The sequence below is a fragment of the Amycolatopsis sp. NPDC051758 genome, from assembly GCF_044453095.1.
GTDB lineage: Bacteria > Actinomycetota > Actinomycetes > Mycobacteriales > Pseudonocardiaceae > Amycolatopsis.
Map to the genome: position 1 here is coordinate 777,103 of NZ_JBITCJ010000001.1, position 25,130 is coordinate 802,232.

At 70.7% G+C, this 25,130-nt stretch carries 26 protein-coding genes; 11 read left to right on the forward strand and 15 right to left on the reverse strand.

The window, feature by feature from the left end; all coding sequences use genetic code 11:
• Positions 1 to 2: 2 nt before the first annotated feature.
• Genes ACIA5G_RS04115 through ACIA5G_RS04125 form a run of 3 tightly spaced genes read right to left on the reverse strand, consistent with a single transcriptional unit; the run spans position 3 to position 2,610 of the window.
• Positions 3 to 1,220: an amidohydrolase gene (locus tag ACIA5G_RS04115; protein WP_395920727.1), complete on the reverse strand. Its 1,218-nt coding sequence runs from the start codon at positions 1,218 to 1,220 to the stop codon at positions 3 to 5.
• 23 nt (positions 1,221 to 1,243) lie between these two features.
• Positions 1,244 to 1,738, reverse strand: a complete 495-nt coding sequence (locus ACIA5G_RS04120; RefSeq protein WP_395920729.1) for a GNAT family N-acetyltransferase — start codon at positions 1,736 to 1,738, stop codon at positions 1,244 to 1,246.
• Positions 1,705 to 2,610 carry an aldose 1-epimerase family protein gene (locus tag ACIA5G_RS04125; protein ID WP_395920730.1) on the reverse strand — a complete coding sequence of 302 codons (906 nt, stop codon included), beginning with the start codon at positions 2,608 to 2,610 and terminating at the stop codon, positions 1,705 to 1,707. Before ACIA5G_RS04125 ends, ACIA5G_RS04120 begins: the two co-directional genes overlap by 34 nt.
• Positions 2,611 to 2,698: 88 nt before the next feature.
• Between ACIA5G_RS04125 and ACIA5G_RS04130 the strand changes: the two genes are divergently transcribed.
• From ACIA5G_RS04130 to ACIA5G_RS04140, 3 genes are read left to right on the forward strand one after another with little or no spacing between them, the layout of a single operon-like run.
• A complete protein-coding gene (locus ACIA5G_RS04130; RefSeq protein ID WP_395920732.1) occupies positions 2,699 to 3,277 on the forward strand; it encodes a TetR/AcrR family transcriptional regulator in 579 nt (192 codons plus the stop codon).
• The gene (locus tag ACIA5G_RS04135; protein WP_395920733.1) at positions 3,277 to 4,176 is read left to right on the forward strand and encodes an MBL fold metallo-hydrolase; all 900 of its coding nucleotides are present in this window, start codon (positions 3,277 to 3,279) and stop codon (positions 4,174 to 4,176) included. Before ACIA5G_RS04130 ends, ACIA5G_RS04135 begins: the two co-directional genes overlap by 1 nt.
• A complete protein-coding gene (locus ACIA5G_RS04140) occupies positions 4,173 to 4,997 on the forward strand; it encodes an MBL fold metallo-hydrolase (RefSeq protein WP_395920734.1) in 825 nt (274 codons plus the stop codon). Before ACIA5G_RS04135 ends, ACIA5G_RS04140 begins: the two co-directional genes overlap by 4 nt.
• A gap of 62 nt (positions 4,998 to 5,059) precedes the next feature.
• Here ACIA5G_RS04140 and ACIA5G_RS04145 read toward each other — a convergent pair whose 3' ends face one another.
• The 3 genes from ACIA5G_RS04145 to pdxH all read right to left on the reverse strand — a co-directional run bounded on the left by ACIA5G_RS04145 (position 5,060) and on the right by pdxH (position 7,748).
• A complete protein-coding gene (locus tag ACIA5G_RS04145) occupies positions 5,060 to 5,611 on the reverse strand; it encodes a DUF3558 family protein (RefSeq protein ID WP_395920735.1) in 552 nt (183 codons plus the stop codon).
• Between the two features lie 50 nt (positions 5,612 to 5,661).
• Positions 5,662 to 6,927 carry an MFS transporter gene (locus tag ACIA5G_RS04150; protein ID WP_395921872.1) on the reverse strand — a complete coding sequence of 422 codons (1,266 nt, stop codon included), beginning with the start codon at positions 6,925 to 6,927 and terminating at the stop codon, positions 5,662 to 5,664.
• Positions 6,928 to 7,070: 143 nt separating this feature from the next.
• Positions 7,071 to 7,748 carry a pyridoxamine 5'-phosphate oxidase gene (gene pdxH / locus ACIA5G_RS04155; protein ID WP_395920736.1) on the reverse strand — a complete coding sequence of 226 codons (678 nt, stop codon included), beginning with the start codon at positions 7,746 to 7,748 and terminating at the stop codon, positions 7,071 to 7,073.
• A 228-nt stretch (positions 7,749 to 7,976) separates the two neighbouring features.
• Between pdxH and ACIA5G_RS04160 the strand changes: the two genes are divergently transcribed.
• A complete protein-coding gene (locus ACIA5G_RS04160) occupies positions 7,977 to 9,650 on the forward strand; it encodes a purine-cytosine permease family protein (RefSeq protein WP_395920737.1) in 1,674 nt (557 codons plus the stop codon).
• Positions 9,651 to 9,717: 67 nt separating this feature from the next.
• Here the strand turns inward: ACIA5G_RS04160 and ACIA5G_RS04165 are convergent, their stop codons facing one another.
• The gene (locus ACIA5G_RS04165) at positions 9,718 to 10,407 is read right to left on the reverse strand and encodes a TetR/AcrR family transcriptional regulator (RefSeq protein ID WP_395920738.1); all 690 of its coding nucleotides are present in this window, start codon (positions 10,405 to 10,407) and stop codon (positions 9,718 to 9,720) included.
• Positions 10,408 to 10,495: 88 nt separating this feature from the next.
• Here ACIA5G_RS04165 and ACIA5G_RS04170 point away from each other — a divergent pair, with 88 nt between their 5' ends.
• Positions 10,496 to 11,602 (forward strand): lipase family protein, encoded by a 1,107-nt coding sequence (locus ACIA5G_RS04170; protein WP_395920739.1) that lies wholly within the window; start codon positions 10,496 to 10,498, stop codon positions 11,600 to 11,602.
• A 140-nt stretch (positions 11,603 to 11,742) separates the two neighbouring features.
• On the opposite strand, the gene ACIA5G_RS04175 is transcribed toward ACIA5G_RS04170, so the two are convergent.
• From ACIA5G_RS04175 to ACIA5G_RS04200, 6 genes are read right to left on the reverse strand one after another with little or no spacing between them, the layout of a single operon-like run.
• Positions 11,743 to 12,438: an urease accessory protein UreD gene (locus tag ACIA5G_RS04175; protein ID WP_395920740.1), complete on the reverse strand. Its 696-nt coding sequence runs from the start codon at positions 12,436 to 12,438 to the stop codon at positions 11,743 to 11,745.
• Positions 12,435 to 13,139 (reverse strand): urease accessory protein UreG, encoded by a 705-nt coding sequence (gene ureG, locus ACIA5G_RS04180; RefSeq protein ID WP_395920741.1) that lies wholly within the window; start codon positions 13,137 to 13,139, stop codon positions 12,435 to 12,437. Before ureG ends, ACIA5G_RS04175 begins: the two co-directional genes overlap by 4 nt.
• Positions 13,129 to 13,809, reverse strand: a complete 681-nt coding sequence (locus ACIA5G_RS04185; protein ID WP_395920742.1) for an urease accessory protein UreF — start codon at positions 13,807 to 13,809, stop codon at positions 13,129 to 13,131. The genes ureG and ACIA5G_RS04185 overlap by 11 nt, the downstream gene beginning before the upstream one ends.
• Positions 13,809 to 15,524, reverse strand: a complete 1,716-nt coding sequence (locus ACIA5G_RS04190) for an urease subunit alpha (protein ID WP_395920743.1) — start codon at positions 15,522 to 15,524, stop codon at positions 13,809 to 13,811. The genes ACIA5G_RS04185 and ACIA5G_RS04190 overlap by 1 nt, the downstream gene beginning before the upstream one ends.
• Position 15,525: 1 nt before the next feature.
• Positions 15,526 to 15,831, reverse strand: coding sequence for an urease subunit beta (locus tag ACIA5G_RS04195; RefSeq protein ID WP_247058391.1), 306 nt, complete (start codon positions 15,829 to 15,831; stop codon positions 15,526 to 15,528).
• Positions 15,832 to 15,842: 11 nt separating this feature from the next.
• On the reverse strand, positions 15,843 to 16,145 hold the full coding sequence (locus ACIA5G_RS04200) for an urease subunit gamma (RefSeq protein ID WP_308673798.1): 303 nt from the start codon (positions 16,143 to 16,145) through the stop codon (positions 15,843 to 15,845).
• A gap of 288 nt (positions 16,146 to 16,433) precedes the next feature.
• On the opposite strand from ACIA5G_RS04200, the gene ACIA5G_RS04205 reads away from it, so the two are divergent.
• Positions 16,434 to 17,582, forward strand: coding sequence for a citrate synthase 2 (locus ACIA5G_RS04205; RefSeq protein WP_395920744.1), 1,149 nt, complete (start codon positions 16,434 to 16,436; stop codon positions 17,580 to 17,582).
• A 4-nt stretch (positions 17,583 to 17,586) separates the two neighbouring features.
• Here the strand turns inward: ACIA5G_RS04205 and ACIA5G_RS04210 are convergent, their stop codons facing one another.
• Both ACIA5G_RS04210 and ACIA5G_RS04215 read right to left on the reverse strand, forming a co-directional pair.
• Complete coding sequence (locus ACIA5G_RS04210) at positions 17,587 to 18,189, reverse strand: TetR/AcrR family transcriptional regulator (protein WP_395921874.1); 603 nt, start codon at positions 18,187 to 18,189, stop codon at positions 17,587 to 17,589.
• 14 nt (positions 18,190 to 18,203) lie between these two features.
• Positions 18,204 to 19,898, reverse strand: a complete 1,695-nt coding sequence (locus tag ACIA5G_RS04215; RefSeq protein ID WP_395921876.1) for an SDR family oxidoreductase — start codon at positions 19,896 to 19,898, stop codon at positions 18,204 to 18,206.
• A gap of 243 nt (positions 19,899 to 20,141) precedes the next feature.
• Between ACIA5G_RS04215 and ACIA5G_RS04220 the strand changes: the two genes are divergently transcribed.
• From ACIA5G_RS04220 to ACIA5G_RS04240, 5 genes are all read left to right on the forward strand, one after another.
• Positions 20,142 to 20,981 (forward strand): ABC transporter ATP-binding protein, encoded by an 840-nt coding sequence (locus ACIA5G_RS04220; protein ID WP_395920745.1) that lies wholly within the window; start codon positions 20,142 to 20,144, stop codon positions 20,979 to 20,981.
• Positions 20,978 to 21,787, forward strand: a complete 810-nt coding sequence (locus ACIA5G_RS04225) for an ABC transporter permease (protein WP_395920746.1) — start codon at positions 20,978 to 20,980, stop codon at positions 21,785 to 21,787. Before ACIA5G_RS04220 ends, ACIA5G_RS04225 begins: the two co-directional genes overlap by 4 nt.
• Positions 21,784 to 22,941, forward strand: a complete 1,158-nt coding sequence (locus tag ACIA5G_RS04230; protein ID WP_395920747.1) for a sensor histidine kinase — start codon at positions 21,784 to 21,786, stop codon at positions 22,939 to 22,941. Before ACIA5G_RS04225 ends, ACIA5G_RS04230 begins: the two co-directional genes overlap by 4 nt.
• Positions 22,938 to 23,558, forward strand: coding sequence for a response regulator (locus tag ACIA5G_RS04235; RefSeq protein WP_395920748.1), 621 nt, complete (start codon positions 22,938 to 22,940; stop codon positions 23,556 to 23,558). The genes ACIA5G_RS04230 and ACIA5G_RS04235 overlap by 4 nt, the downstream gene beginning before the upstream one ends.
• Positions 23,559 to 23,781: 223 nt before the next feature.
• Positions 23,782 to 25,122, forward strand: a complete 1,341-nt coding sequence (locus ACIA5G_RS04240) for a serine hydrolase domain-containing protein (RefSeq protein WP_395920749.1) — start codon at positions 23,782 to 23,784, stop codon at positions 25,120 to 25,122.
• Positions 25,123 to 25,130 lie beyond the last annotated feature (8 nt).

Here is a 25,130-nt window from a genome sequence, read left to right on the forward strand (position 1 = left end):
ACTCAGGGGGCTTCGCGGTAGCGGCGGTCGGCCGACACGCCTTCGCCCAGGCTCTCGTCAAAGTGATACACCTCGGCGCCCCGGACGAAGACTCGGAGCGCGCGGTTCATCACATCGAGCGGATCTCCCGACCACAGCACCACGTCCGCGTCGAGGCCCGGTTTCAGGGAGCCGATCTGGCCGTCGAGGCCCAGCATCGAGGCCGGGTTCACGGTCAGGGACTTCAGCGCCGTCGCCGGGTCGAGGCCGTCCTTGACCGCCAGGGCCGCCTGGTAGACCAGGAAGTTGATCGGGATCACCGGGTGGTCCGTCGTGATCGCGATCTTCACCCCCGCGCGCGCCAGGATGCCTGCCGACCGCAGAGTCCGGTTCCGCAGCTCCACCTTGGACTTCGTGGTGAACAGCGGCCCCAGGATCACCGGGACGTCGCGCGAAGCGAGCAGGTCCGCGATCAGGTGGCCCTCGGTGCCGTGGTTGATGACCAGCTTGTAGCCGAACTCGTCGGCCAGCCGCAGCGCCGTCACGATGTCGTCCGCGCGGTGGACGTGCTGGTCCCAGTACAGCTCGCCGTCGAGGACCTTCGACAGCGTCTCCATGGTCAGGTCGACCTCGTGCGGCTTGCCCTCGGACTCCGCGTGCGCGCGCTTCGCCTGGTAGTTGCGGGCCTTCGTGAACGCCTCGCGCAGGATCGCCGCGACCCCCAGGCGCGTCGACGGCGTCTGCTTCTTCTCCCCGTACACGCGCTTCGGGTTCTCGCCGAGTGCGCTCTTCACGCTGACGTGCTCCGCGAAGACCATGTCGAGGATGCTGCGACCCCAGGTCTTGACGCCGATCGTCTGGCCGCCGATCGGGTTGCCCGAGCCGGGCTTGATGACGACGCTCGTGACGCCGCCGGCCAGCGCGTCGTCGAAGCCGGGCTCGTACGGGTCGATGCCGTCGATGGCGCGGAAGCGGGCGCCGTTCGGGTCGGTCATCTCGTTCGTGTCGTTGCCGGCCCAACCTTCGCCGTCCTCATGGACGCCGAGGTGCGCGTGGGCGTCGATGAAGCCCGGCAGCACCCAGGTGCCGGCCGCGTCGACCAGCTCGGCGTCCTCCGGGATGTCGACGTCGGCCTCGGTGCCGACCGCGACGATCTTCCCGTCGTCGATGAGGACCGTGCCGCCGTCGATGGGATCACCGTCGATGGGGACGACATAGCCCCCGACAATTGCCTTCGCCATAGTTCGCCACGCTAACGAACTGCTCAGGACGGCTGCACACGGGCCTTCTCGAAGTGGACGAGCTCGTGGCCGTGCTCCGGCGTCCGGTGCGTCTCGCGGTAGCCGAGCTTGAGGTACATCGCCTGCGGCCCCACGCTCTTCGAGCCGGTGAACAGCCGGAAGACCGTGACCGCCGGCGGCGCCGCCGCCTCGGTGGCCAGCAGCAGCTCCCGGCCCAGGCCGTGGCCCTGCCGGTCCGGCGCCACCACCAGCCGGCCGACCACCCCGACATCGCCCGACACGCTCAGCCGCACCGACGCCACCAGCCGTCCGTGCTCGCGGAAGCCCCACGAAAGGTCACTCGAAAGCGCCGCCCGCGTCTCGGGCAGCGTCTCCAGCAGGGGCGGCAGGTCGAAGTCGTCGTGCGCGCGGGCTTCGGTCACGTACGCGGCGCGTTGCAGCGTCAGCACTTCGCCCGCGTCGGCGACGCCCAGGCGAAGCAGCTTCACCGGACTCGGATGCCCCAGCTGCCCGACCACGACGTCGCCGGCTCGAGGGTGATCAGGTCGGTGCCGGTGTTGAGCGCGTCGGCCGGGCAGGTCATCGGCTCGATCGCGACGGCGCGGCCGCGGCCGACGAGATCGTCCGGGGTGAACACCTGCGCCCAGTGGAAGTCGGGGCCGGTCCAGACGACGAGCTGCTGGTCCTCGTGGCCCAGGACGAAGTGGTGCAAGCCGTCTTCGGCCGTGGTGAGCCCGCCGAACGCCGTGTCGAGGTCGACGTCCTTCAGGAGCCGGCCGCCGCGGAAGTCGTACTCGGTGCCCTCGACGTCCTGCTCCGGCGCGTACGGCATCTGCTCGTCGCCGAGGTACGGCCGGACGCGGCTCGCCGGCAGCGTCAGGGTCAGCTCGTCGGTCGGGACCTCGCCGATCCGGAAGTACGGGTGGGTGCCGACGCCGACGCCGATCGGCTGCTCACCCTCGTTGCGGATCTCGTGGGTGATGGTCAGTTCGCGCGGCGCAACCTCGTAGGTGACGGTCGCGCGCAGCGGCACCGGCCAGCCGGGCTGCACCTCGACGTCGACGGCCAGGGTGATCGACGACTCGGCGTGCTCCAGCAGCTCCCACTCGAGGTGGCGGGTCAGGCCGTGGATGGCGTTGCCGCGCGCGGCCTCGGTGATCTCGAGCTGCTGCTCCTCACCCTCGAACGTCCACTTCCCGGCCTTGGTGCGGTTCGGCCAGGGCAGCAGCACCTGCCCGGCGCCCTTCGGCGGCTTCGCGTCTTCGGGGAACTCCTCGACGTACGGCACTCCGCCGACTTCGAACGCGCGCAGCCCGGCGCCGATTTCGGTGACGACGGCACGTGCGTTGCCGCGGGTGATCTCGAACTGCTGACCGGTCGGGTTGCCCATGCGCACGACCTTACCGACGCCGGGGCGCCCGATTGCAGCCGGAGAAATAACTAGACCGGTCGTCATAGTTTGCGCTACCGTCGGTCCCATGGTTCGCCGCACCGACACGCGGCAGCGGATGCTCGACACCGCCGCCGACCTGTTCCAATCGCAGGGTTACCACGCCACCGGCCTCACCCAGCTGACCACGGCCGGGGGCGCACCCAAGGGCTCGCTCTACTTCCACTTCCCCGGCGGCAAGGAGCAGCTCGCCGCCGAAGCCGTCCAGCTTTCGAGCGAGCGCACGGGCGCGCTGCTCGAGGCGATCGTGCACGCCGCCCCGGACGCCCCGACGGCGATCGACCGCGCCGTCGAAGCACTGGCGAACTTCCTGAGCGAGTCGGACTTCCAGCGCGGGTGTCCACTTGCGACGGTCGCTCTCGACGCCGCCGCCGCGAGCGAGCCCATCCGAGAAGCCTGCGCGGACGGCTACTCGTCGTGGCACGGCATCCTCGCGGACTACCTGGCGGGACAAGGACTTTCCGCCGAGCGCGCGGACGAGCTGGCCACCGTGGTGCTCGCCACCATCGAAGGCGGGCTGCTGCTGGCCCGCACCCGCCGGGACGTCGCGCCGCTGCGCGCCGTCGCCGCCCACCTGCACACCACCCTCGACCGGGAGTTCTCCTGATGCGTGTCCACCACCTGAACTGCGGCACCATGCGGCCGCTCGGCGGCAAGCTGATCGACGGCGAACCGGGGTTGTTCCGGCGCGCCACCATGGTCTGCCACTGCCTGCTGCTCGAAACCGATACGGGACTCGTGCTCGTCGAGACGGGCATGGGCACCCCGGCCGCCGTCGACCGGGAAGCCTGGCTCGGCGCGGGATTCGTCCGCCAGTCCAACCCCGTCGAAGACCCCGCGCAGACGGCGATCGCGCAGATCCGCGCGCTCGGCTTCGACCCGGCGGACGTCCGCGACATCGTGCTGACCCACCTCGACCTCGACCATGCGGGCGGGCTCATCGACTTCCCGTGGGCGCGGGTGCACGTCTACGCCGAAGAGCTGCGGGCGTTCCAGTCGCCGCGTGACGCCGCCGAACGCGGGCGCTACCGCACGATCCAGTTCGCTCATGGTCCACAGTGGACTTCCTATGCGGACACCGGGGAACCGTGGTTCGGCTTCGACGCCGTCCGGCAGCTCGACGGCCTGCCGCCCGAGATCCTGCTGATCCCGCTGTCCGGGCACACCCGCGGGCACGCCGGGGTGGCCGTCGACACCGGCAGCGGCTGGCTGCTCAACGCCGGCGACTCGTACTTCTTCCACGGCCAGGTCGAGCCCGCCGCCCCGCACTGCCCGCCGGGCCTGAAGTGGTTCGAAGGCCGCATGGAGACGGTGAAGGGCGCCCGGCTGGACAATCACCGCCGCCTGCGCCAGCTTGTTCAGGAGCACGGCGACGAGGTCACCGTCTTCGCCGCGCACGACGAGACCGAGTTCCTCCGGCTGAGCACCAGTGCCAACCGGGGCTTCGCCCCAGGCCGGGGGCTTCGCCACCCGGACCCCCGAAAAACGAGCAGGAGCAGCGTATGAAGGTGCACCACCTGAACTGCGGAACGATGCGCCCGGCGGGCGGCAAGCTGCTCGACGGCGAGCCCGGCCTGCTGCGGCGGTCGGAGCTGGTCGCGCACTGCCTGCTCATCGAGACCGGCGACGACCTGGTGCTGGTCGACACCGGGTTCGGCGCCCAGGGTGTGGCGCGCCCGGGCGAGTGGCTCGGCCGGCCGTTCCTGACGATGGTCGGCGCGAAGCCCCAGGCCGCCGAGACGGCCGTCGCGCAGATCAAGGCGCTGGACCTCGACCCGGCGAACGTCCGGCACATCGTGATGACCCACCTCGACGTCGACCACGCGGGCGGGCTGGCCGACTTCCCGAACGCCGTGGTGCACGTCCGGGCGGAAGAGCACCGGGCGGCGACGGCCCCGGCGAACGCGGCCGAGAAGAACCGCTACCGCGCGGCGCAGTTCGCGCACCGCCCGCTGTGGAGCACCTACGACGAGACGGGCGAGCCGTGGTTCGGCTTCGAAGCGGTCCGCTCGCTCAAGGGGCTGCCGGAGGAGATCCTGCTGGTCCCGCTCACCGGCCACACACGCGGCCACACCGGCGTCGCGGTCGACACCGGTGCCGGCTGGTTGCTGCACGCCGGGGACGCGTACTTCTTCCACGGCCAGCTGGACCCGGTCGCCCCGCATTGCCCGCCGGGGCTGACGGCGTTCCAGAACATCGTCCAGACACTGCGCAAACCGCGGCTGGAGAACCTGGCGCGGCTGCACGAGCTGGCCCGCGACCACCAGAACGAGGTCACGGTGTTCTCGGCGCACAGCCCGGTCGAGCTGGCGGCCCTGCGCCGCTGACCTTCGAGGGAACCGGACGATCTCCCGGCGTCCTCTTCGCCGACCCGGTCACCGGGGCCTGATCAGCTCGCTTCGAGGGCCTTCTTGACCAGCGGCGCCATGACCTCGGGGGTCATCTTCGCCGGGCCGGTGTAGTTGATCAGCACCGGCACGCCCGACACGAGCTCCGCCGAGGCGAGCGTCGCCGTCTTCTGCTCGTCGACGTAGTAGACCGCGCCTTCCGGGAAACCGGCGACGTCCTGCGCGCCGGCCTTCGCCTTCTTGATCGACGCCACCATGTCGGCCGGCTTGGCCTGGCGGCCCTCGAAGCGGGTCACCGCGAGCGCGCCCGCGGCCTTGCCGTCCAGCTGGTACTCGCAGCTGCGGGCCTTGCCGCCGTTGGCCGCGTTGTCCTGCACCGGGCCCGGGACGGCCTTGAGGTTGTCGAGGAACAGCGCCTTCGACACGGCGTCGGCGGGCAGCAGCGCGCACGGGTCCAGCGAGGCCGCCGAGGCCTTCGAGCTGGGCGCCGGCTTCGGCGAAGCGGACGACGAAGGCGCCTTCGACGGCTCGTCCCCCGAGGAGCAGGCGGTCAATGCGGCAAAAGCGACCAAAACGACGGCGAGGGTACGCATATCCGGCACCCTAGCCCGGATCGCCCCACCACCACGTTCGGGGGAATGGCCTACGCGGTCGGCGCCCGGTACCGCCAGAACGCCGGGAGCACGAACATCGACGCGCAGACGAGCACGATCACCAGCAGCCCGCCGACGGTCGCCGTGGCCGCCGTGCCGAACGCCGCCGCACCCCAGCCGTGGGTCAGGTCCGCGATCCGCGGGCCACCCGCGACGACGACCGTGAACACCCCCTGGAGCCGGCCGCGCATTTCGTCGGTCGTCGCGGTCTGCAGGATCGCCATCCGGTAGACCGCGCTGACCATGTCGGCGGCGCCGGCCATCGCCATGAAGACGACCGCCAGCCACAGCGAGTGCGCGAGCCCGAACGCGGCCACCGCCGCGCCCCACGCGCAGATCGAGATGACCACGGCGACACCCTGGCGGTGGATGCGCGTCAGCCAGCCGGAGAACAGCCCGATCAGCATCGCGCCCGCGGGCAGCGCGGCGTAGAGCCAGCCGAGCGCGGGACCGCCGCCGGGCGGGTCGCCGAAGGTGCGTTCGGCCATCTCCGGGATCAGCGCGCGCGGCATCCCGAAGACCATCGCGATGATGTCGGCGACGAAGGAGGCCAGCAGGATCTTCTGCCCGGCGAGGTACTTGAAGCCGTCGATGACGTCACGCATGCCGGCGCGGCGGGACGGGCCGTTGAGCGGCGGGATCGAGGGCAGCCGCCAGACCGCGAAGAGCGTGACGGTGAGGGCGATGACGTCGATCAGGTAGAGCGTCGAGAGGCCGAGGACCGGGATCAGCGCGCCGGCCATCAGCGGGCCGAAAACGGCGCCGAACGTCGACATCGTGGTGTTCAGCGCGTTCGCCGACGGGAGCAGTTCGGCGGGCACGAGCCGGGCGACCACGGCGCCGCGGGTGGGCATGTTGATCGCGAAGAACGCCTGGTTGGCGGCCAGCAGGGCGAGGACGAGCCACACCGAGCCGAAGTTCGCGAACGCCTGTAACCAGAGCAGCGCGGAGGTGATCGCAACACCGACGTTGGTGACGAGCAGCAGCTTCCGCCGGTCGACGGCGTCGGCGATGGCGCCGCCCCAGAGCCCGAAGACCAGCAACGGGACGAGCGCGACGAGCCCGGTGAGGCCGACGTACGCCGAGGATCCGGTGAGGTCGAAGACCTGCTTCGGCACCGCGACGGCGGTCAGCTGGGTGCCGACGGCGGTGACCACAGTGGACAGCCAGAGCCGGCGGAAAGCCGGGATCTTCAGCGGCCGGGTGTCGACGATGATGCGGCTGAGGAGCCCGCGAACGCCCGAGCGGGGCGGCAAGGTCCCCTGATCACCACTCACAACGGACGAGCTTAGCTCGGCTAACTATTAACACGCGCGTGATTTTCGTCGCCCGGCGAAAGCGCCCCAAGGCGGCCTTAGGTGCGTGAGACGCAACCAAGGCCGCCTTGGGGCGCTTGAGATCAGGGGGCGACGCGCTCGATCTGCCAGCCGTCGTCGTTGCGGACGTAGCGGAGCCGGTCGTGCATGCGGTCCTCGCGACCCTGCCAGAACTCCACCAGGTCCGGCCGGATGCGCCAGCCGCCCCAGTGGGGCGGGGCCGGGATCTGCTCGGTGTCGGCGAACCGGCGCTCGATGCCGTGCAGGGCGTTCTCCAGCGCGCGGCGGCCGTCGACGACGCGGGACTGGGGTGACGCCCAGGCGCCGAGCTGCGAGCCGCGCGGGCGCTGGGCCCAGTACTCCGCCGTCTCCTTGACGCCGACCTTCTCGACCTCGCCGCGGACGTGGACCTGGCGGTGCAGCGAGTACCAGGGGAACGTCACCGACGCGTAGCGCGTCGCGGTCAGGTCGTGGCTCTTCTCCGAGGTGTAGTTCGTGTAGAACACGACGCCGCGCTCGTCGAGGCCCTTGCACAGCACGGTGCGGGACGAGGGCCGCCCTTCGGCGTCCGCCGTCGCGAGCACCATCGCGTTCGGTTCGGCGATGCCGGCGGTGACGGCCTGGTTCAGCCAGCCCTGCAGCTGATCGGTCCAGGTGGCCGCCAGCGCGGATTCGTCGAACGCCGCGCCGTCGTACGCGACGCGCATTCCGGGCAGGCGAACTACAGCGTCTTCCACCTGGTCCTCGATCTCCGGCATCATCGCCAAACCTCCGTACCCGGTCGGGGCAGCTGACACTTCGGCCCATGCGACGTTAGGGCCTCGCGAGCTGCAGCGGAACCCACTGAACGGTGACTCCCGACACGACTTCGCCGCCATCAGCCCGTAACCACAGGACAGCAAGCCGTAACCCCTGCGTTACCTCCCGGACCAGGATCGATACAGGACAGACCTACCTTCGGCCCGTTCCCCACCACCCCGGAGGCAGGCATGACCGAGATCCTGTCGAACGCCGAAGAAAGCGCTCCGCCGAAACGCCGGTACGCCCCGCTCGCGGCGAACGAAAACCGCGAGGACTATTCACTGCGCTTCGCCGCTCATTCGTTCCGGAAATGGTCACCGTTCGTGGTCGCGACGACGGCGCTGGGCGGCATCGCCTACCTCGCCGACTTCGCGATCGGGGCCAGCATCGTCCTCTCCTACGGCTTCACGTCGGGCGTGCTGGCGATCCTCGCCGCGGCCGTCGTCATCTTCACGACCGGCGTGCCCATCGCGGCCGCCTGCGCGAGGTCCGGCGTCGACATGGACCTCCTGACCCGCGGAGCCGGCTTCGGCTACTTCGGGTCGACGCTGACGTCGCTCGTGTACGCGAGCTTCACCGTCATCTTCTTCTCGCTCGAAGGCTCGATCATGGGCCAAGCCTTCGAGCTGGCCCTGGGCATCCCGCTGCCGATCGGCTACCTCCTGGCGACGCTGATCGTGCTGCCGTTCGCGCTCTACGGCATGGGCGCGGTGGCGAAGATGCAGACCTGGACACAACCGCTGTGGATCGCCGGCCTGGTGCTGCCGTTCGTCGTCGTGCTGGTCCGCGAGCCGGGCCGGTTCGCCGACTTCGCGGCCTTCGGCGGCACGAACGGCGCCGGCGCCGGGTTCTCGGCGATCGGGTTCGGCTTCGGCATGGGTGTGGCGCTCTCGCTGATCGGGCAGATCGGCGAGCAGGCCGACTACCTGCGGTTCATGCCCGAGAAGACGGCCGAGAACAAACGGTCGTGGTGGGCCGCGGTGCTCGCCGCCGGTCCCGGCTGGGTGATCCTCGGCGCCGCGAAGCAGATCGGCGGCGCGCTGCTGGCGTTCCTCGCGCTCGGCGTGGTCGGGCAGACGCACGCGCTGGAGCCGATCGCGCCGTACCTCGAAGCGGTGAAGCCCGCGCTCGGCCCGGTGGCGCTGACGTTCGCCGCGCTGTTCGTCGTCGTCTCGCAGATCAAGATCAACACGACGAACGCGTACTCGGGGTCACTGTCGTTCGCGAACTTCTTCTCCCGCGTGCTGCACAAGCACCCGGGCCGCGTCTGGTACGTGCTGGTGAACTGCGGGATCGCGCTCGCGCTGATGGAGTTCGGCGCGTTCGGCTTCCTCAACAAGATCCTGGGCTTCTACTCGAACGTCGCGATCGCGTGGATCGGCGCGGTCTGCGCCGACCTGGTGATCGCGAAGCCGCTCGGGCTGTCACCGCGCTACATCGAGTTCAAGCGGGCCTACCTGCACAAGATCAACCCGGTCGGGTTCGGCTCGATGATGGTCGCCTCGACGGTGTCGATCGTGGCGTACTTCGGGGTCTTCGGGCAGTTCCTGGCCGCGTTCAGCCCGTTGCTGGCGCTGGTGATCGCGATCGTCCTGGTGCCGACCTTGGCCGTCGTGACACGCGGCAAGTACTACCTGGCGAGGCCGAACACGGTCGCCGGGCCGGACGCCGACGTCGATCTGCAGGCGACGTACGGCTGTTCGGTCTGCGGTGATCCCTACGAGCTGCCGGACGTCGCCGACTGCGCGAAGCAGGACGGCCCGATCTGCTCGCTGTGCTGCACGCTCGACAACACCTGCCACGACGTCTGCCAGACGACCGGGCCGGTCTTGCTGGGCTTGCCGGAGCCGCGCCGGGCGTAGAGTCCACGAAGGCCCTGTACCCGTGTCCGCCACGGGTACAGGGCCTTCGTGTTGGCCGGGTTCCCCCCTACTCCCCCTCCCGGCTCGACTCCTTCACGTCCGGGACGGCGCCGGGGTTGCCCGGCTTTTCCAAGATCTTTTCCGGCCGCATGATGGCCGCCAGCATCATCGCGCGGAACTCCGCGCCGATCTCTTCGACCGGCAGCGGCGGCTCGTGCGCCTGCCACTCGCGCAGCAGCCCGGTGCCCGCCCCGACCAGCGCGATCGCCGTCAGCCGGTAGTCCCGCACGGGCGCGACGCCGTGCTCCGCGGCGCGGCTCGCCTCGGCGGCGATGAAGTTCGCCCAGCGGTCGACCCACACCTGGTGCTGCGCCTCCAGCTCGGCGCTCACACCGACCGCTTCGACGTAGTTGAGGCGCGGCATCCGGGGATCCGCGGTGACGGTCGCGATGAAGACGTCCAGCAGCGTCGTGATGCGGGTGAGCGCGTCGGCATCGGCGACCTTGTCGAGCTCCGCGGTGACGTGGGCGAGCGCGAGGCTGTTGATCTGGTCGTGGAGGGTGCGGAGCACGTCCTCCTTGCTCGTGAACTCCTCGTAGAAGTTCCGCGTCGAGACGCCCGCCCGCGCGCACACCTCGGTGATCTTGGTGAGCTGGAACCCGGTGGAGGTGAACAGCTCGAGGCCGGCCACGAGCAGCCGCTGGCGGCGGTCGGCGCGGCGCTTCTCGGCCGTGACCCCGCCGTACGTGCGAGCCACCGGTTCTCTCCTCCTTTCGAGGGATTGCCAGATCCTACCCGGGTCACTAATTTGTGAAAATCTCAATTACCAACGGCCGGAGGCAACGATGCTTCGTCGGTTACTGGTCGCCGTCACCCTCCTCCTCGCCGTGGCGACTCCCGCCGCGCACGCTTCGAGCGAGCCGGGGACGTTGCTGGAGCAGCGGCCGACGACGGTCTTCCTCGGCCCCTTCCCGGCTCCGGTCAAGGCGTGGCACCTCCTGTACCGCTCGACGTCGGCGACCGGCGCGCCGAACGCCGTCTCCGGAACGCTGCTGGTGCCGCCGACGCCATGGCTGCGCGGCGGTCCGCGGCCGCTGATCACGTACGCGGTGGGCACGCACGGCCTCGGCGACCAGTGCGCGCCGTCGAACCTGCTGGCGCACGGTATCGAGAACGAGAGCGCCCTGCTGGCTCAGGCCTTGTCCCGGGGCTGGGCGGTCGTCGTCACCGACTACGAAGGCCTCGGCACGCCGGGGACGCACACGTACGCGGTCGGCCAGTCCGAGGGCCGGGCGGTGCTCGACGCGGCGCGCGCGGCTTCCCGGGTCCCGGGCACCGGGCTGTCGGCGTCGGGCCCGGTCGGGGTGTTCGGCTACTCGCAAGGCGGCCAGGCGGCGGCGTGGGCGGCGGAACTGCAGGGCTCGTATGCGCCTTCCCTGCGGGTGGTCGGCGTCGCGGCGGGCGGAGTGCCGGCGGACCTGAACGCGGTGTTCCGGTCGAACGACGGCGGCGCGGCGTTCGGCCTGGTCCTGGGCGCGGCAACGGGTTTTGCGGCGGCGTACCCCGAGGTCCCGTTCGAGTCGATCCTGAACGACCGCGGCCGGGCTGCGGTCAGGGTCGTTTCGGAGGCCTGCACGATCGAGCTGGGCGCGGCGGCGCCGTTCGCGCACCTGCAGGACTTCGTGACGATGCCGGACCCGATCCACGACCCGCGCTGGCAGGCCCGGCTGAACTCCAACTTCCTGGGGAAGGTCGCGCCTGCGGCGCCGGTGTTCCTGTACCACGGGACGCTCGACGAGCTGATCCCGTTCTCGGTCGGCACCGGCCTGCGCGACCGCTGGCGCGCGGCGGGTGCTGCGGTGACGTGGCAGCAGTTCCCGCTGCTGGAGCATATAGCGGCGGTGTCGATCGGCGGCCCGGTCGCGATGACGTGGCTGGGCACCAAGTTCTGACGCTCGCCGGGGACGGCGCAGGGGGTCTTCCCCGGCGAGCGATCGGGTATCGAGGGGGCTTTGGGATGAACGGCGAGCGCCGAACGGTCGAGCACCCGAAACTGTCGGTGCCCTCCGGTAGCGTGGAAAACGGGGGCTGCTCAGAGCGCCTTCAACGCCGTCACCGCGTCCGGGGCAAGGGAAGTCGTCAGCATTCCGCCCGCCGCGAGCGGGGTTCGGGACCACCACTCACCCGAAGCCGCCGGGAGTTCCGGGCCGCCGACCACCAGGTCCGTGGCCAGCACTCGCCGGCCCGCCAGCACCGCCAGACTGCCGTCCAACGCGGGATCGCCGATCGTCAACGTCTGGCGCAGCACCGGGATCGAGCCGCGCGTGACGTTCTGGGTCGTCGTCAGCGTGCCCGGCTTCTCCCCGGCCCGGCCCAGCACCAGCACCTCCCGCGTGTGCAGGCAGGCATCGGCCGCCAGCGAAGCCCGGAAGACGGCGGAATGGTTGGCACGAGCCGTGATGACCGTCGGCTCCGGCAGGTACTCCAGCGAGCCACCCTCGGCGACCGAGACGTCCACTGTGGACAGTGAACCCTCGCCGTGCAACCCGGGCAAGGCCAGGGTCGCCGCGACGCCGGACAGCCTTAAAGACGCACCCGGGCCGACGTGGATCGTCAGCAGCAGGTCGTCACCACCGAGCGGAGACGTTGCCGAGTTGACCAGGTGCACCACCGCCGTCGGGCCACTGCCCCGGCGTGGGAACAGCGTCAGCGGCGCCATCGACCGCAGCTCCCGCAACACCGTGCGGGAGCCGTCGAAGCACGCGGTCAGCCGGGCGTGGGCCTTCACCCGGCGCGGACCGGCAGCAGCGACCGCACCCAGTCGGCCACCGCCGGCGCGTCCGGGGTGTCCACAAGGGACTGCGTGATGACCGGCAGCGAGCCGCGCATCCGGTGCGCGTCCGACGTCATCACCTCCATGTCCGCGCCGACCAGGTGTGCGATGTCGATCTTGTTGATCACCAGCAGATCCGCCGTCGTGACACCGGGACCGCCCTTGCGCGGCACCTTGTCGCCGCCCGCGACGTCCACGACGAACACCTGGCTGTCGGCCAGGCCGCGGCTGAACACCGCGGTCAGGTTGTCTCCGCCGCTTTCGATGATCACCAGGTCGAGGCCCGGGAACTTCTCCTCCAGCCGCTCGACGGCGTCGAGGTTCGCGGTGATGTCGTCGCGGATCGCGGTGTGCGGGCACGCGCCCGTCTGCACCGCCTCGATCCGCGCCGGGTCCAGGACACCCGCGCGACGCAGGAAGTCCGCGTCCTCCGTGGTGTAGATGTCGTTCGTCACCACCGCGAGCTGGATCTCGTCGCCGAGCGCGCGGCACAGCGCCGCGGTCAGCGCCGTCTTGCCGGAGCCGACCGGGCCGCCGATGCCGATCCGGTACGCCCGGCCCGCCGTCGGCGCCGCGTCGTAGTGGTCGGGTTCGGCGGCCGTCGGGTCGAAGTTGACCTCGTGGAAGTGACCGTGGCCGTGGCCTTCAGCTGGCAAAGAGACGCACCTCTTCCTGGTGATGCCGGGCGTGCGCCTCGGCGAACAGATCCAACGCGGGCGAGCCCGGCGACGGCAGCGACGCCGGATCGTCCCCGGCCACCGCTGCCGCAGCTTCACAAACAGAACGCAGGTCGAGCCGCGCAACAACGGCGTTGACAGCGAACGGATCCAGCCCCAGCAGCCGCACCGCCGCACTGGCCGGCCCGCTCACCGCCAGGTACGCGACAGCCATTGCGGCGTCGTACGGCGACCCACCCGCAACGCCGACCAACGCGCCCAGCACGATCGGATGGTGCGGCCGCGGCGTTTCCGCCACCAACGTCGAGAGCACCGGTGACGGCCAGGCGATCCGCCCGGCCCGCGCGGTCCCCCGCCCCTGCGCCCGGGACGCCTCCCGTTGTGCAAGGGACGGCGTCCGAGCGTCCAGCTCGGCGTCCAACCGGGACCAGTGTCCACTCACGACAGAACGAGCCGCGGCATGCGCCGAAGCAGCAGCAAAAACCGCGGCCAGCGAGCCCGCCGTCCGCAACCTTCCGGAAAGGAATCCCGGCAGGTCACGCTCGGAAGTGATGAAACGACGTGAGACGGCTTCTTCGAGCCCGCCACTGTGGACGTGCCCGCCGCCGGGAAAGCGCGAGTCCGCCAGGATGAGTGCCGAAAGGTCCATCAGAACAAGAAGTACCGTTGGGCCATCGGCAGTTCCGTCACCGGCTGCGGCTCGATCAGCTCGCCGTCGACGTGCACCGCGAAGCTGTCCGGCTCGACGCGGACGTCCGGCGTGGCGTCGTTGAGCACCATGTCCGCCTTGGTCCGCGCGCGCATGTTCGACACGGCGACCAGCGGCCGCGTGATGCCGAACGTCTCTCGCAGGCCACTGTCCAAAGCGGAAGGCGCGACGAAGTGCAGGCTCAGCGCGGCACCGATGTTGGCGCCGAACATCGGGCGCGCCATGACCGGCTGCGGTGTCGGGATGGACGCGTTTGCGTCACCCATCGCCGCCCACGCCGGAAAACCGCCCTTCAGCACGACGTGCGGCCGGACGCCGAAGAATTTCGGCTCCCACAGCACCAGGTCGGCGAGCTTGCCGACCTCGACCGAGCCGATCTCGGTCTCCATGCCGTGCGCGATGGCCGGGTTGATCGTGTATTTGGCGACATAACGACGTGCGCGCAGGTTGTCGGCCGCGCCGTCGCCGGGCAGCGCGCCGCGACGGCGTTTCATCACGTGCGCGGTCTGCCAGGTCCGGATGATCACCTCGCCGATCCGGCCCATCGCCTGCGAGTCCGAGCTCATCATCGAGATGGCGCCCATGTCGTGCAGGACGTCCTCGGCGGCGATCGTCGTCGGCCGGATCCGGCTCTCGGCGAAGGCGAGGTCCTCGGGCACCGACGGGTTGAGGTGGTGGCAGACCACCAGCATGTCGAGGTGCTCGTCGAGGGTGTTCGCGGTGTGCGGCCGGGTCGGGTTGGTCGACGACGGCAGGATGTTCGGCAGCGAGACGACCTGGATGATGTCCGGCGCGTGCCCGCCGCCGGCGCCTTCGGTGTGGTACGCGTTGATCGAGCGGCCGCCGATGGCGTCCACAGTGGACTCCAGGAAGCCGGCTTCGTTCAGCGTGTCGGTGTGGATCGCCACCTGCACCCCGGCCTCGTCGGCCACCGTCAGGCAGGCGTCGATCGCCGCGGGTGTGGTGCCCCAGTCCTCGTGCAGCTTGAACCCGCCCGCGCCGGCGGCCAGCTGCTCGCGCAGCGCCTCGTGCCGGACGGTGTTCCCCTTGCCCAGCAACAGGACGTTGATCGGGTAACCGTCCATGGCGGACAGCATCCGGCCGAGGTTCCACGCGCCGGGCGTGACGGTGGTCGCCTTGGTCCCTTCGGACGGCCCGGTGCCACCACCGACCAAAGTGGTCAGTCCGGCGGCCAGTGCGGTGTCGACGAGCTGCGGGCAGATGAAGTGGACGTGGCAGTCGATGCCGCCGGCGGTGAGGATCTTCCCGTTGCCGGACAGCACTTCGGTCGACGGGCCGATGACGAGCGCCGGGTCGACCCCGTCCATCGTGTCCGGGTTGCCCGCCTTGCCGATCCCGACGATCCGGCCGTCACGCACCCCGACGTCGGCCTTGACGATCCCCCAGTGGTCCAGGACGACGGCGCCGGTGATGATCAGGTCCGGCGCGCCCTCGGCCCGGGTCGCCGTGCCCTGGCCCATGGATTCGCGGATGACCTTGCCGCCGCCGAAGAGCACTTCGTCACCGCTGCCGCCGGGACCCATCGAGCGGTCCTCGGTGACTTCGATCACCAGGTCGGTGTCGGCGAGCCGGATGCGGTCGCCGGTGGTCGGCCCGAAAAGTTCCGCGTAGCGCTCGCGGTCGATCTGCGGCATTTCAGAACTCTCCAGAGAATTCGGACCGCAACCCCGGAACCCGGCGCGCGCCGGCCAGCGGGACGAGGTCGACCTCACGTTCGACACCCGGTTCGAACCGCACCGACGTGCCGGCCGGGACGTCGAGCCGGTGCCCGCGCGCGGCGTCGCGGTCGAACTCCAGGCCCGGGTTCACGGCGGCGAAGTGGTAGTGCGAGCCGACCTGGACCGGCCGGTCGCCGAGGTTGCGCACGAGCAGCCGGACGCGGGCACGGCCCGGGTTCAGCTCCACCGGCTCGTCGCCGGGAATGATCTCGCCTGGACGCATGCGGGGCCTCCTCAGACGATCGGGTCGTGCACGGTGACGAGCTTCGTGCCGTCCGGGAAAGTGGCCTCGACCTGCACGGAGTCGACCATCTCGGGCACGCCGTCGAGCACCTGCGCCCGCGAGAGCACACTCCGGCCGCTCGAGACCAGCTCGCTGACCGTGCGCCCGTCGCGGGCCCCTTCGAGGACGTGGTCGGTGATGAGCGCGACCGCCTCCGGGTAGTTGAGCCGGACGCCGCGGTCCAGCCGCTTGCGCGCGACGTCCGCCGCCACGTGGATGAGCAGCTTGTCGCGCTCCTGCGGACTGAGGTGCATCAGCTAGGTCTATCACCCGGACCACGGCCGCGCCCGGTTCGGAAACACAGGATTTACCTGGGCTTCGTCACAGTCCGTGGCGAAAATTCTCCTGCTGGACAGCTTCGGTGACTGAATCGTTCTCGTAATCGTGACCGAAACCACCACATCTTTCGATTGCCCCTCGGCGATCGAGGGAGCAAGGTCTATCCATCCGTGCGATGGCGCGCGCGTTCCGTGCGCATTTCCGTCCGCGAGAGCACCACCACCAAGACGGGGAAAAAGCGCACCGAAAGGTTCCGCGAAACAGTGACTACCTCCACGATCACCAAGCCTCAGCCGTCCGGCGAACCCGACGACGGCTTCCGACCGGGTCTGGAGGGCGTTGTCGCCTTCCACACCGAAATCGCCGAGCCCGACCGGGACGGCGGTGCGCTGCGCTACCGCGGCGTCGACATCGAGGACCTCGCCGGCAAGGTGACCTTCGGCGACGTATGGGGCCTCCTCGTCGACGGCCGCTTCGGCCACGGTCTTCCGCCCGCCGAGCCCTTCCCGCTGCCGGTGCACACCGGTGACGTCCGGGTCGACGTCCAGGCCGCGCTGGCCATGCTGGCGCCGATCTGGGGTTACCGTCCGCTGCTCGACATCACCGACGAAGAGGCCCGTGAGCAGCTGGCCCGCGCCTCGGTGATGGCGCTCTCCTACGTCGCGCAGTCCGCGCGCGGCATCGGCCAGCCCGCCGTCCCGCAGGCCCGCGTCGACGAGGCCCACTCGATCACCGAGCGGTTCCTGGTCCGCTGGCGCGGCGAGCCGGACCCCGCGCACGTCAAGGCGCTGGACGCGTACTGGGTGTCGGCCGCCGAGCACGGCCTCAACGCGTCGACCTTCACCGCCCGCGTCATCGCCTCGACCGGCGCCGACGTCGCGGCGGCCATGTCCGGCGCGATCGGCGCCATGTCGGGCCCGCTGCACGGCGGCGCCCCGGCGCGCGTGCTGCCGATGATCGAAGAAGTCGAACGCACCGGTGACCCGGCGGGCCTGGTCAAGGGCATCCTCGACCGCAAGGAACGCCTGATGGGCTTCGGCCACCGCGTCTACCGCGCCGAGGACCCGCGGGCCAGGGTGCTGCGCCGGACCTGCAAGGAGCTCGGCGCGACCCGCTACGAGGCGGCCGTCGCGCTGGAGCAGGCGGCGCTGAAGGAGCTGCGCGAGCGCCGTCCGGACCACCCGATCGAGACGAACGTCGAGTTCTGGGCCGCGGTCATCCTGGACTTCGCGCAGGTCCCGCCGCACATGATGCCGTCGATGTTCAGCTCGGCCCGCACCGCCGGCTGGGCCGCCCACATCCTGGAGCAGAAGCGCACCGGACGCCTGGTGCGGCCGTCGGCCAAGTACGTCGGCCCGGCGCCGCGCACGCCCGAGGACGTCGAGGGCTGGGAACTGGTCACCAAGCACTGACCCGCTACGAGCCGGCTGGTGCCTTCACGGGACCGGCCGGCTCGTGCTTCGCGGTGGCCTCGAGCATGGCCGTGAGCTGGTCGACCAGCCAGCTGTCGAGGTCGTCACGCGCGACGCTGCGCTCCTGCAGCCAGCTCAGCAGCGCCCCCTCGACCACCGCGGTCCAGCAGCGCAGCGTGAGTGACAGCAGCGGTGACGGATCTTCAACGCCGAGGGCGTCCAGGATCAGGGCCACCGCGCGGTTGCGGACCTCGTCGATCGCCGCGTCCGTTTCGGACGTCGCGATCACCGAACCGCTGCGCAGCAACGCGATGTAGCCCGCGCGGTAGTGGTCGGCGACGTCGATCAGGCCACGGACGGCCGCCTTCAGCCGCGTCTCCGGCGGGCCCTCCTCCAGGCCGGCCAGGCCGTCGATGAGCCCGTCGGTGACCGTGCGCAGCGCCTCGACCTGGAGCTCACGCAGGCTCGAGAAGTACCGGTAGAACAACGGGCGTGACACCTCGGCGCGCGCGACGATGTCGTCCACGGTGACCAGCTCCGGCGCCCGCGAGCCGAACAGGTCGAGCGCGGCGCGGATCAGGTCGTCACGGCGGGCCTGCGGCGACATCCGCCGCGGCCGGCTCACGGCGTCAGGTCCAGTTTCGCCGCTTGGCGCAGCAGCCCGGGCGTTAGTCGCGAAAGGACCAGCGCGACCTTGGCCTCCGGAGTGGACGGTGCGATCGCGGTGTCCTTTTCGACGGCTCGCAGGATGTCCTTGGCGACGCCTTCCGGCCCGAATCCGCGGCGGGCGTACAACTTCGAGCTCTGCTGCTGACGCCGTCGCTGCTCCTCTTCGGACACTCCCACGAACGTGGTCGTGTTGGTGATGTTCGTCTTCACGATGCCCGGGCACACCGCCGTGACGCCGATGTGGTGCTCGGCGAGCTCGGCCCGCAGGCAGACGCTCAACGTCAGCACCGCGGACTTCGTCGTCGCGTAGGCCGTGAGGATCTTCGACGGCAGGTAGGCGGCGGCCGACGCGAGATTGACGATCTGGCCGCCTTCCGCGCGTTCGGCGAGCATCGGCGCGAACGCGCGGCAGCCGTGGATCACACCCCAGAGGTTGACGTCGATGACGCGTTCCCAGTCTTCGACGGACGTGTCGAGGAACGGGCCGGACATGCCGATCCCGGCGTTGTTCACCACGATGTCCGGGACGCCGTGGTTCGCGCGGACGTCTTCGGCGAAGCGGTGCACGGCGGCGCCGTCACTGGAGTCCACTGTGTACTCCGCGACGCCGTGGTCTTCCAAGAGCTTCAGTGTTTCCGCGGCGGCCGCCGGGTCGATGTCGGTGATGACGACGTCGGCCCCTTCGGCGGCGAAGGCGAGCGCGGTGGCCCGGCCGATCCCGCTGCCGGCGCCGGTGACGACGACCAGCTTGTGCTCGAACCTCTTCGCTCCCACTCGCGACTTCTTCAGGGCTCGGCTCTCGGCGCCGGTTTCGGCGTACTCGATCAGCTCGGCGGCGGCGGCCGCGACCACCGCCGGCCGCGCCCGGGTCACCCAGTGCGTCCCGACGATCGGGCGGACCCGCAGGTCCGGCACCCATTCGGCGATCTCGGTCTGCAGCGGCGTGGTGACGTAGGCGTCGCCGGTCGGGGCGAGGACCTGCACCGGGACGTCGGCCGGGCGCGGCACCGGGCGGGACAAGCGCGTGAACATGTTCGCGCGGTAGAGCTCAAGACCGTGGACGCCGTCCTGGACGTTCGGCTTCGCCGCGTCGGGTTCCATGCGGGCGATCTGGGCGCCCAGCAGGCCGGTGCGCCAGAGCAGCCCCGGGATCAGCGGGAGCTGGAACGCGAGGATGTACCAGGAGTGCAGGAACTGGTTGAGCGCGTTCTTGAGCCGCTTCGGCGTCGGCCGGGTGACCTGCGCGCGGAACCACGCGCCGGCGTGGTCGAGGCTCGGGCCGGAGATCGACGTGTAGGACGCGATCCGGCCGCGCAGGTCTTCACCGGTGACGGCGTGCCACGTCTGGATCGAGCCCCAGTCGTGGGCGACGAGGTGGACCTTGCCGCGGGGCTGGACCTCGTCGACGACCGCCTTGAGGTCGTCGGCCAGCTGGTCCAGCCGGTAGGACGCGCGTCCCGGCGGCTTGTCCGACTGTCCCGCGCCGCGGACGTCGTAGGTGACGACGCGGTGTTTTGCGCCCAGCTCGGCGGCCACCCCGCCCCACATCGAGCTGTTGTCGGGATAGCCGTGCACGAGCACGACCGTCGGCCCGTCTTCGCGGCCGTCAATGGTGACCGAGAGGCGGACACCGTCGCTGGCGGTCACCCACTTGTGAGACATTCTGTCATGTTAGACAACTTGTCAACAGTACGATTCACCCACGCGGCGGCTTCCGGTCGGATGTTGTTCATGCATCGGGCCGGTTTTTGCTTGTATGACACCGTTTTCATGGTTCCACGGGAAACCAAGCGAACGTCCCGGCTGACAACTCTGTCCACCGATCGGTGGACAGCTGGATTCAGCTGAGCGTTGCTCGGATCCGGCGCCCCGGACCGCCAGGCTTGAGCCATGACCACAGCAGTGAGCGTGCGCGGCCTGCGCAAGCAGTACCCCGGTCACCTCGCGGTGGCCGGGCTGGACCTGGACATCGCGCGGGGTGAGGTGTTCGCCCTGCTCGGCCCGAACGGCGCCGGCAAGACCACCACCGTCGAGATCCTCGAAGGTCACCGGCAGCGGACCGACGGCGAGGTCACCGTGCTCGGTGAGGACCCCGGGAAGGCCGGGCGGGTCTGGCGGTCGCGGATCGGGATCGTCCTGCAGACCGCCAACGACGCCGCCGAGCTGAGCGTCGCCGAGACCGTGCGGCACTTCGCGAAGTACTACCCCGACCCGCGTGATCCCGAGGAGGTGATCGAGAAGGTCGGGCTCACCGAGAAGGCCAAGTCCCGCATCAAGTCGCTCTCCGGCGGGCAGCGGCGCCGGGTGGACGTCGCGCTCGGCATCATCGGCCGCCCCGAGCTGCTCTTCCTCGACGAGCCGACCACCGGCTTCGACCCCGAGGCGCGCCGGCAGTTCTGGGCGCTGATCAGCGACCTGGCCGCCGAGGGCACCACCATCCTGCTGACCACTCACTACCTCGACGAGGCCGAAGCGCTCGCCGACCGCGTCGCGGTGATCGCCCGCGGGGAGATCGTCGCGCAGGACACCCCGCAGAACCTGGGTGGCCGGGCCGCCGCCGAAGCCACCGTGCGCTGGGTCGACGAACGCGGGGAGCACGTCGAGCGCACCGCGTACCCGACCAAGCTCGTCACCGAGCTCTCCGCTGGGGGCAGGGAGCTCGCCAACCTCACCGTGACCAGGCCCAGCCTGGAGGACGTCTACCTGGACCTGATCGGAGAAAAAGCATGACCACCCAGACCCTCCCGGGCCCGCTAGAACTAGGACTCGCCCGCGGCGGCAGCGAGCTGCGACAGTTCTTCCGGCACAAGGAGCAGGTGGTCTTCACCTTCTCCCTGCCCGCGGTGCTGATGATCCTGCTCGGGTCCATCCTGGACGGCCCGACGGCGCTGGCCGGCGTCACCTCCGGGCAGCTGCTCGCGGCCGGGATGATCGGCTCCGGCATCGTCTCGACGTCGTTCAACAGCATCGCCACCGGCGTCTCGGCCGACCGTGAAACCGGTGCGCTCAAACGCCTGCGCGGCACGCCGATGCCGTCGTCGTCCTACTTCGTCGGCAAGATGGTGCTGGTCGCGGTGTCCAGCCTGGCCCAGACCGTGCTGATGGCCGGGGTCGCGGTGCTGCTGTTCGGGCTGAAACTGCCTTCCGACCCGGCGAAGTGGCTGACGCTGCTGTGGGTGTTCGTGCTCGGCATCGTGTCGTGCACCCTGCTCGGGATCGCGCTCAGCTCGCTCGCGAAGTCCACCACCGGCGCGGTCGCCGTGGTGCAGATGTTGTACCTGGTGCTGCAGTTCATCTCCGGCGTGTTCGTCACGCCGATCACGAACCTGCCGAAGATCATGGTGGACATCGCGTCGTTCTTCCCGCTCAAATGGATCTGCCAGGGCTTCCGGTCGGTGTTCCTGCCGGACGGCGCGGTGGGAATGGAGATGGCCGGCTCATGGGAACTGCCGCGGGTGGCGTTGGTGCTGGGGATCTGGTGCGTGGTGGGCGCGGTGCTGGCGCGGGCGACCTTCCGGTGGACCGACGCGAAGTGAGTGACGCCTGGGACCGGTTCAACTGGCTCTGGGAGATCCTCTTCGCGGTGGCCTACGCGGCCACGACCGCGCTGGTGGTGCTGGACGAAACCGATCCGGTGCGGACGGTGGTCGCCGTCGGGGCGCTCACCGCCCTCGCGCTGACCTACCTCCTGTGGGGCCGCCGGGTCGTGCGGGACGACGGGCACCTGGCGCAGCGGTGGACGCTGGCCGTGCTCGTCGTCGTCCTGGTCGCGGTCGCGCTGCTCGCCAACACGACGGCCAGCTTCATCCTGTTCATGGTGTGCCCGCTGCTGTTCTCGACACTCAACTTCCGCCCGGCGGCGGTGCTCACCACGGTGGCGATCCTGATGTCGCCGGCGTCGTCGATCGTGAACGACGGGCTCGAGGGCCCGGTGCTGCACATCCTGCTGCCGATGACCGCGATCCTCGTGGTGTTCGGCGTGCTGTCGGGCAAGTTCATCCTGCACGTCATCGAGGAGAGCCGGGCGCGGGCGGACCTGATCGACGAGCTCGAGGCGAGCCGGGCCGAGGTCTCCCGGCTCTCCCGGGAGGCGGGCACGGCGGCCGAGCGGGAGCGGCTCGCCCGCGAAATCCACGACACGCTCGCCCAGGGCTTCACCAGCATCGTCACCCTCGCCCAGGCCATCGAGTCCGAAGTGGACACCGACCCGGCGGCGGCGCGGCGGCACGCGGAGCTGGCCGCCCGCACCGCGCGGGACAACCTCACCGAGGCCCGCGCGATGGTCGCCGCGCTGGCCCCGGCCGACCTCACCTCGGGGTCGCTCGTGGACGCCGTCCGCCGTCAGGCCGACCGGCTCGCCGACGAGACCGGAATGACCGTCCGGTACGAAGTGGACGACGGGCTGCCCCCGCTTGCGATGCCGAGCGAAGTCGTCCTGCTGCGCGGCGCGCAGGAGGCGTTGAACAACGTCCGGCGGCACGCGGCGGCGTCCGCGGTGGCCGTGCACCTGTCCCTTGTGGACGGTTCGGTCCGGCTGTCCGTGCGGGACGACGGCGCCGGCTTCGACGCGGACCAGGCCGACGGGTTCGGGCTGCGCGGCATGCGCTCCCGCGCCGAGCAGGTGGGTGGCAGACTGAGCGTCCGGAGCGGCTCCAGCGGCACCGAACTCACCCTGGAGGTGCCCGCTTGATCCGCATCATGCTCGTCGACGACCACCCCGTCGTCCGCGAAGGGCTCCGCGGGATGCTCGAAGCCGAAGCCGACCTCACGGTCGTCGGCGAAGCGGGCTCCGGGGACGAAGCCGTCGCGCTCGACCGCGTCGCCCGGCCCGACGTCGTGCTGATGGACCTGCGGATGCCCGGGCTCGACGGCGTCGGCGCGACCAAGCGGATCCTGCGCGAGCAGCCCGGCCGGCGGATCGTCGTGCTCACCACGTACGAAACGGACGCCGACATCCTGCGCGCCGTCGAGGCCGGCGCGTCGGGCTACCTGCTCAAGGACGCGTCACGCACCGAGCTGGCGAACGCGATCCGCGCGGCCGCCCGCGGCGAGACGGTGCTGGCGCCGTCGGTGGCCGGGAAGCTGGTCAACCGGGTGCGCAACCCCGAGCCGCAGCCGTTGTCGGCCCGCGAGGCCGAGGTGCTGCGACTGGTCGCGAAGGGCGGCACCAACGCCGACATCGGGCGGGCGCTGCACATCAGCGAAGCCACGGTGAAGACCCACCTGCTGCGGGTGTTCGGCAAGCTCGGCGTGTCCGACCGGACGGCCGCGGTGACCACGGCGATGTCCCGCAACCTGCTCGGCTGACCCCGGGCATCACCCGTGTCTCCAGGGGCATCACGCGTGATTGAGCGGGCATCAAGCGTGATCCCAGGGGCATCACGGCGATGCCCCGCCAGACACGCGTGATGCCCCGCCAATCACGCGTGATGCCGTTCCAGACACGCGCTATGCCTGTTCGCGCACACCGCGGGTGTGAGGTCTGGCGAAGAGTCCTGCCGCACCGGCCGGCGCGCGGCAGAATGCCTGCATGCTTGAGTCGACCGAACACGCCCTGCTCCGCCGGATCGCCCACGAGCAGGCGGCCTGCCGGGCTCCCTCGCTGGTCGCCGCCGTCGTGCGGGACAGGGAGATCGTCTGGTCCGGCGGCCGCGGGCGCGTCGGTGGTGCACAGCCCGGCACCGACACCCAGTACCGGCTGGGCTCGATCACCAAGACCCTCGTCGCCACCGCCGTCATGCGGCTGCGTGACGAAGGCCTGCTGGACCTCAACGACCCCCTCGAACAGCACGTCCCGGGCACGCCGTTCGGCGCCGCGACCGTCGCCCAGCTGCTCTCCCACACCTCCGGCCTGACCTCGGAGTCACCCGGCCTGTGGTGGGAGCGGACCCCGGGCGCCGACTGGGACGCGCTGGCCGGCAGCCTCGCCGAAGGCGCCACCAAGCACCGGCCCGGCGCGCGGTTCCACTACTCGAACGTCGGCTACGGCGTGCTCGGCGAACTGGTCGCGCGCCACCGCGGCAAGGGCTGGCTGTCGGTGCTCGACGAAGAGATCCTCGGCCCGCTCGGGATGCCCCGCACCACCCCGCACCCGGTCGGCGCGCACGCCGACGGTTTCGCCGTGCACCCCTTCGCCGACGTCCTGCTGCCGGAGCCCAGCCCGGACGCGGGCGCGATGGCGCCGGCCGGGCAGCTGTGGTCGACCGCCACCGACCTCGGCCGCTGGACGGCGTTCCTCGGCGGCCACGGCGGCGGGGTGCTCGCCCCGGACACCATCGAAGAGATGCGGACCATGGTCACCGTCGACGACACCGACGTCTGGACGACCGGGTTCGGCCTCGGCCTGATGCTGGTGCGGTACCGCGGCCGCCGGCTGGCCGGGCACACCGGCTCGATGCCCGGCTTCCTCGCCGTCACGCTGGTCGACCCGGTCGCGCAGACCGGCGCGCTGGTGCTCACCAACTCGACGTCCGGGGTCGGCATCACCCAGCTCTGCCTCGACCTCATCACCACGACCGACGAGCTGGAGCCGCGCCTGCCCGCCGAGTGGGAGCCGTCCCCCGTCGACCCGGACCTGCTGGCGCTGACCGGGCTCTGGCACTGGGGGCCGACGCCGTACCACCTGCGCATCCAGGCGGACGGGCTGCTCCTGCTCGCGCCGGCCGAGGGCGCCGGGCGCAGCTCGCGCTTCCGCGCGACCGGCAAGGACACCTACGTCGGCCTCGACGGCTACTACGCCGGCGAGACGCTCGAAGTGGGCCGGAACGCCGACGGCGTCGCCACCCACCTCGACCTGGCGACGTTCATCTTCACCCGCACGCCGTACGACCCGGCCGCGCCGGTGCCGGGCGGCGTCGAAAACTGGCGCTGAACCGAGCA

What these genes read in the sequence shown, in the direction of transcription:
- ACIA5G_RS04115 (WP_395920727.1), bottom strand. Translation starts at nt 1,220, where the DNA reads ATGGCGAAGGCAATTGTCGGGGGCTATGTCGTCCCCATCGACGGTGAT.
- ACIA5G_RS04125 (WP_395920730.1), bottom strand. Translation starts at nt 2,610, where the DNA reads ATGGGCAACCCGACCGGTCAGCAGTTCGAGATCACCCGCGGCAACGCA.
- ACIA5G_RS04130 (WP_395920732.1), top strand. Translation starts at nt 2,699, where the DNA reads ATGGTTCGCCGCACCGACACGCGGCAGCGGATGCTCGACACCGCCGCC.
- ACIA5G_RS04135 (WP_395920733.1), top strand. Translation starts at nt 3,277, where the DNA reads ATGCGTGTCCACCACCTGAACTGCGGCACCATGCGGCCGCTCGGCGGC.
- ACIA5G_RS04140 (WP_395920734.1), top strand. Translation starts at nt 4,173, where the DNA reads ATGAAGGTGCACCACCTGAACTGCGGAACGATGCGCCCGGCGGGCGGC.
- ACIA5G_RS04145 (WP_395920735.1), bottom strand. Translation starts at nt 5,611, where the DNA reads ATGCGTACCCTCGCCGTCGTTTTGGTCGCTTTTGCCGCATTGACCGCC.
- pdxH (WP_395920736.1), bottom strand. Translation starts at nt 7,748, where the DNA reads ATGATGCCGGAGATCGAGGACCAGGTGGAAGACGCTGTAGTTCGCCTG.
- ACIA5G_RS04160 (WP_395920737.1), top strand. Translation starts at nt 7,977, where the DNA reads ATGACCGAGATCCTGTCGAACGCCGAAGAAAGCGCTCCGCCGAAACGC.
- ACIA5G_RS04170 (WP_395920739.1), top strand. Translation starts at nt 10,496, where the DNA reads ATGCTTCGTCGGTTACTGGTCGCCGTCACCCTCCTCCTCGCCGTGGCG.
- ACIA5G_RS04185 (WP_395920742.1), bottom strand. Translation starts at nt 13,809, where the DNA reads ATGGACCTTTCGGCACTCATCCTGGCGGACTCGCGCTTTCCCGGCGGC.
- ACIA5G_RS04190 (WP_395920743.1), bottom strand. Translation starts at nt 15,524, where the DNA reads ATGCCGCAGATCGACCGCGAGCGCTACGCGGAACTTTTCGGGCCGACC.
- ACIA5G_RS04195 (WP_247058391.1), bottom strand. Translation starts at nt 15,831, where the DNA reads ATGCGTCCAGGCGAGATCATTCCCGGCGACGAGCCGGTGGAGCTGAAC.
- ACIA5G_RS04200 (WP_308673798.1), bottom strand. Translation starts at nt 16,145, where the DNA reads ATGCACCTCAGTCCGCAGGAGCGCGACAAGCTGCTCATCCACGTGGCG.
- ACIA5G_RS04210 (WP_395921874.1), bottom strand. Translation starts at nt 18,189, where the DNA reads ATGTCGCCGCAGGCCCGCCGTGACGACCTGATCCGCGCCGCGCTCGAC.
- ACIA5G_RS04220 (WP_395920745.1), top strand. Translation starts at nt 20,142, where the DNA reads ATGACCACAGCAGTGAGCGTGCGCGGCCTGCGCAAGCAGTACCCCGGT.
- ACIA5G_RS04225 (WP_395920746.1), top strand. Translation starts at nt 20,978, where the DNA reads ATGACCACCCAGACCCTCCCGGGCCCGCTAGAACTAGGACTCGCCCGC.
- ACIA5G_RS04240 (WP_395920749.1), top strand. Translation starts at nt 23,782, where the DNA reads ATGCTTGAGTCGACCGAACACGCCCTGCTCCGCCGGATCGCCCACGAG.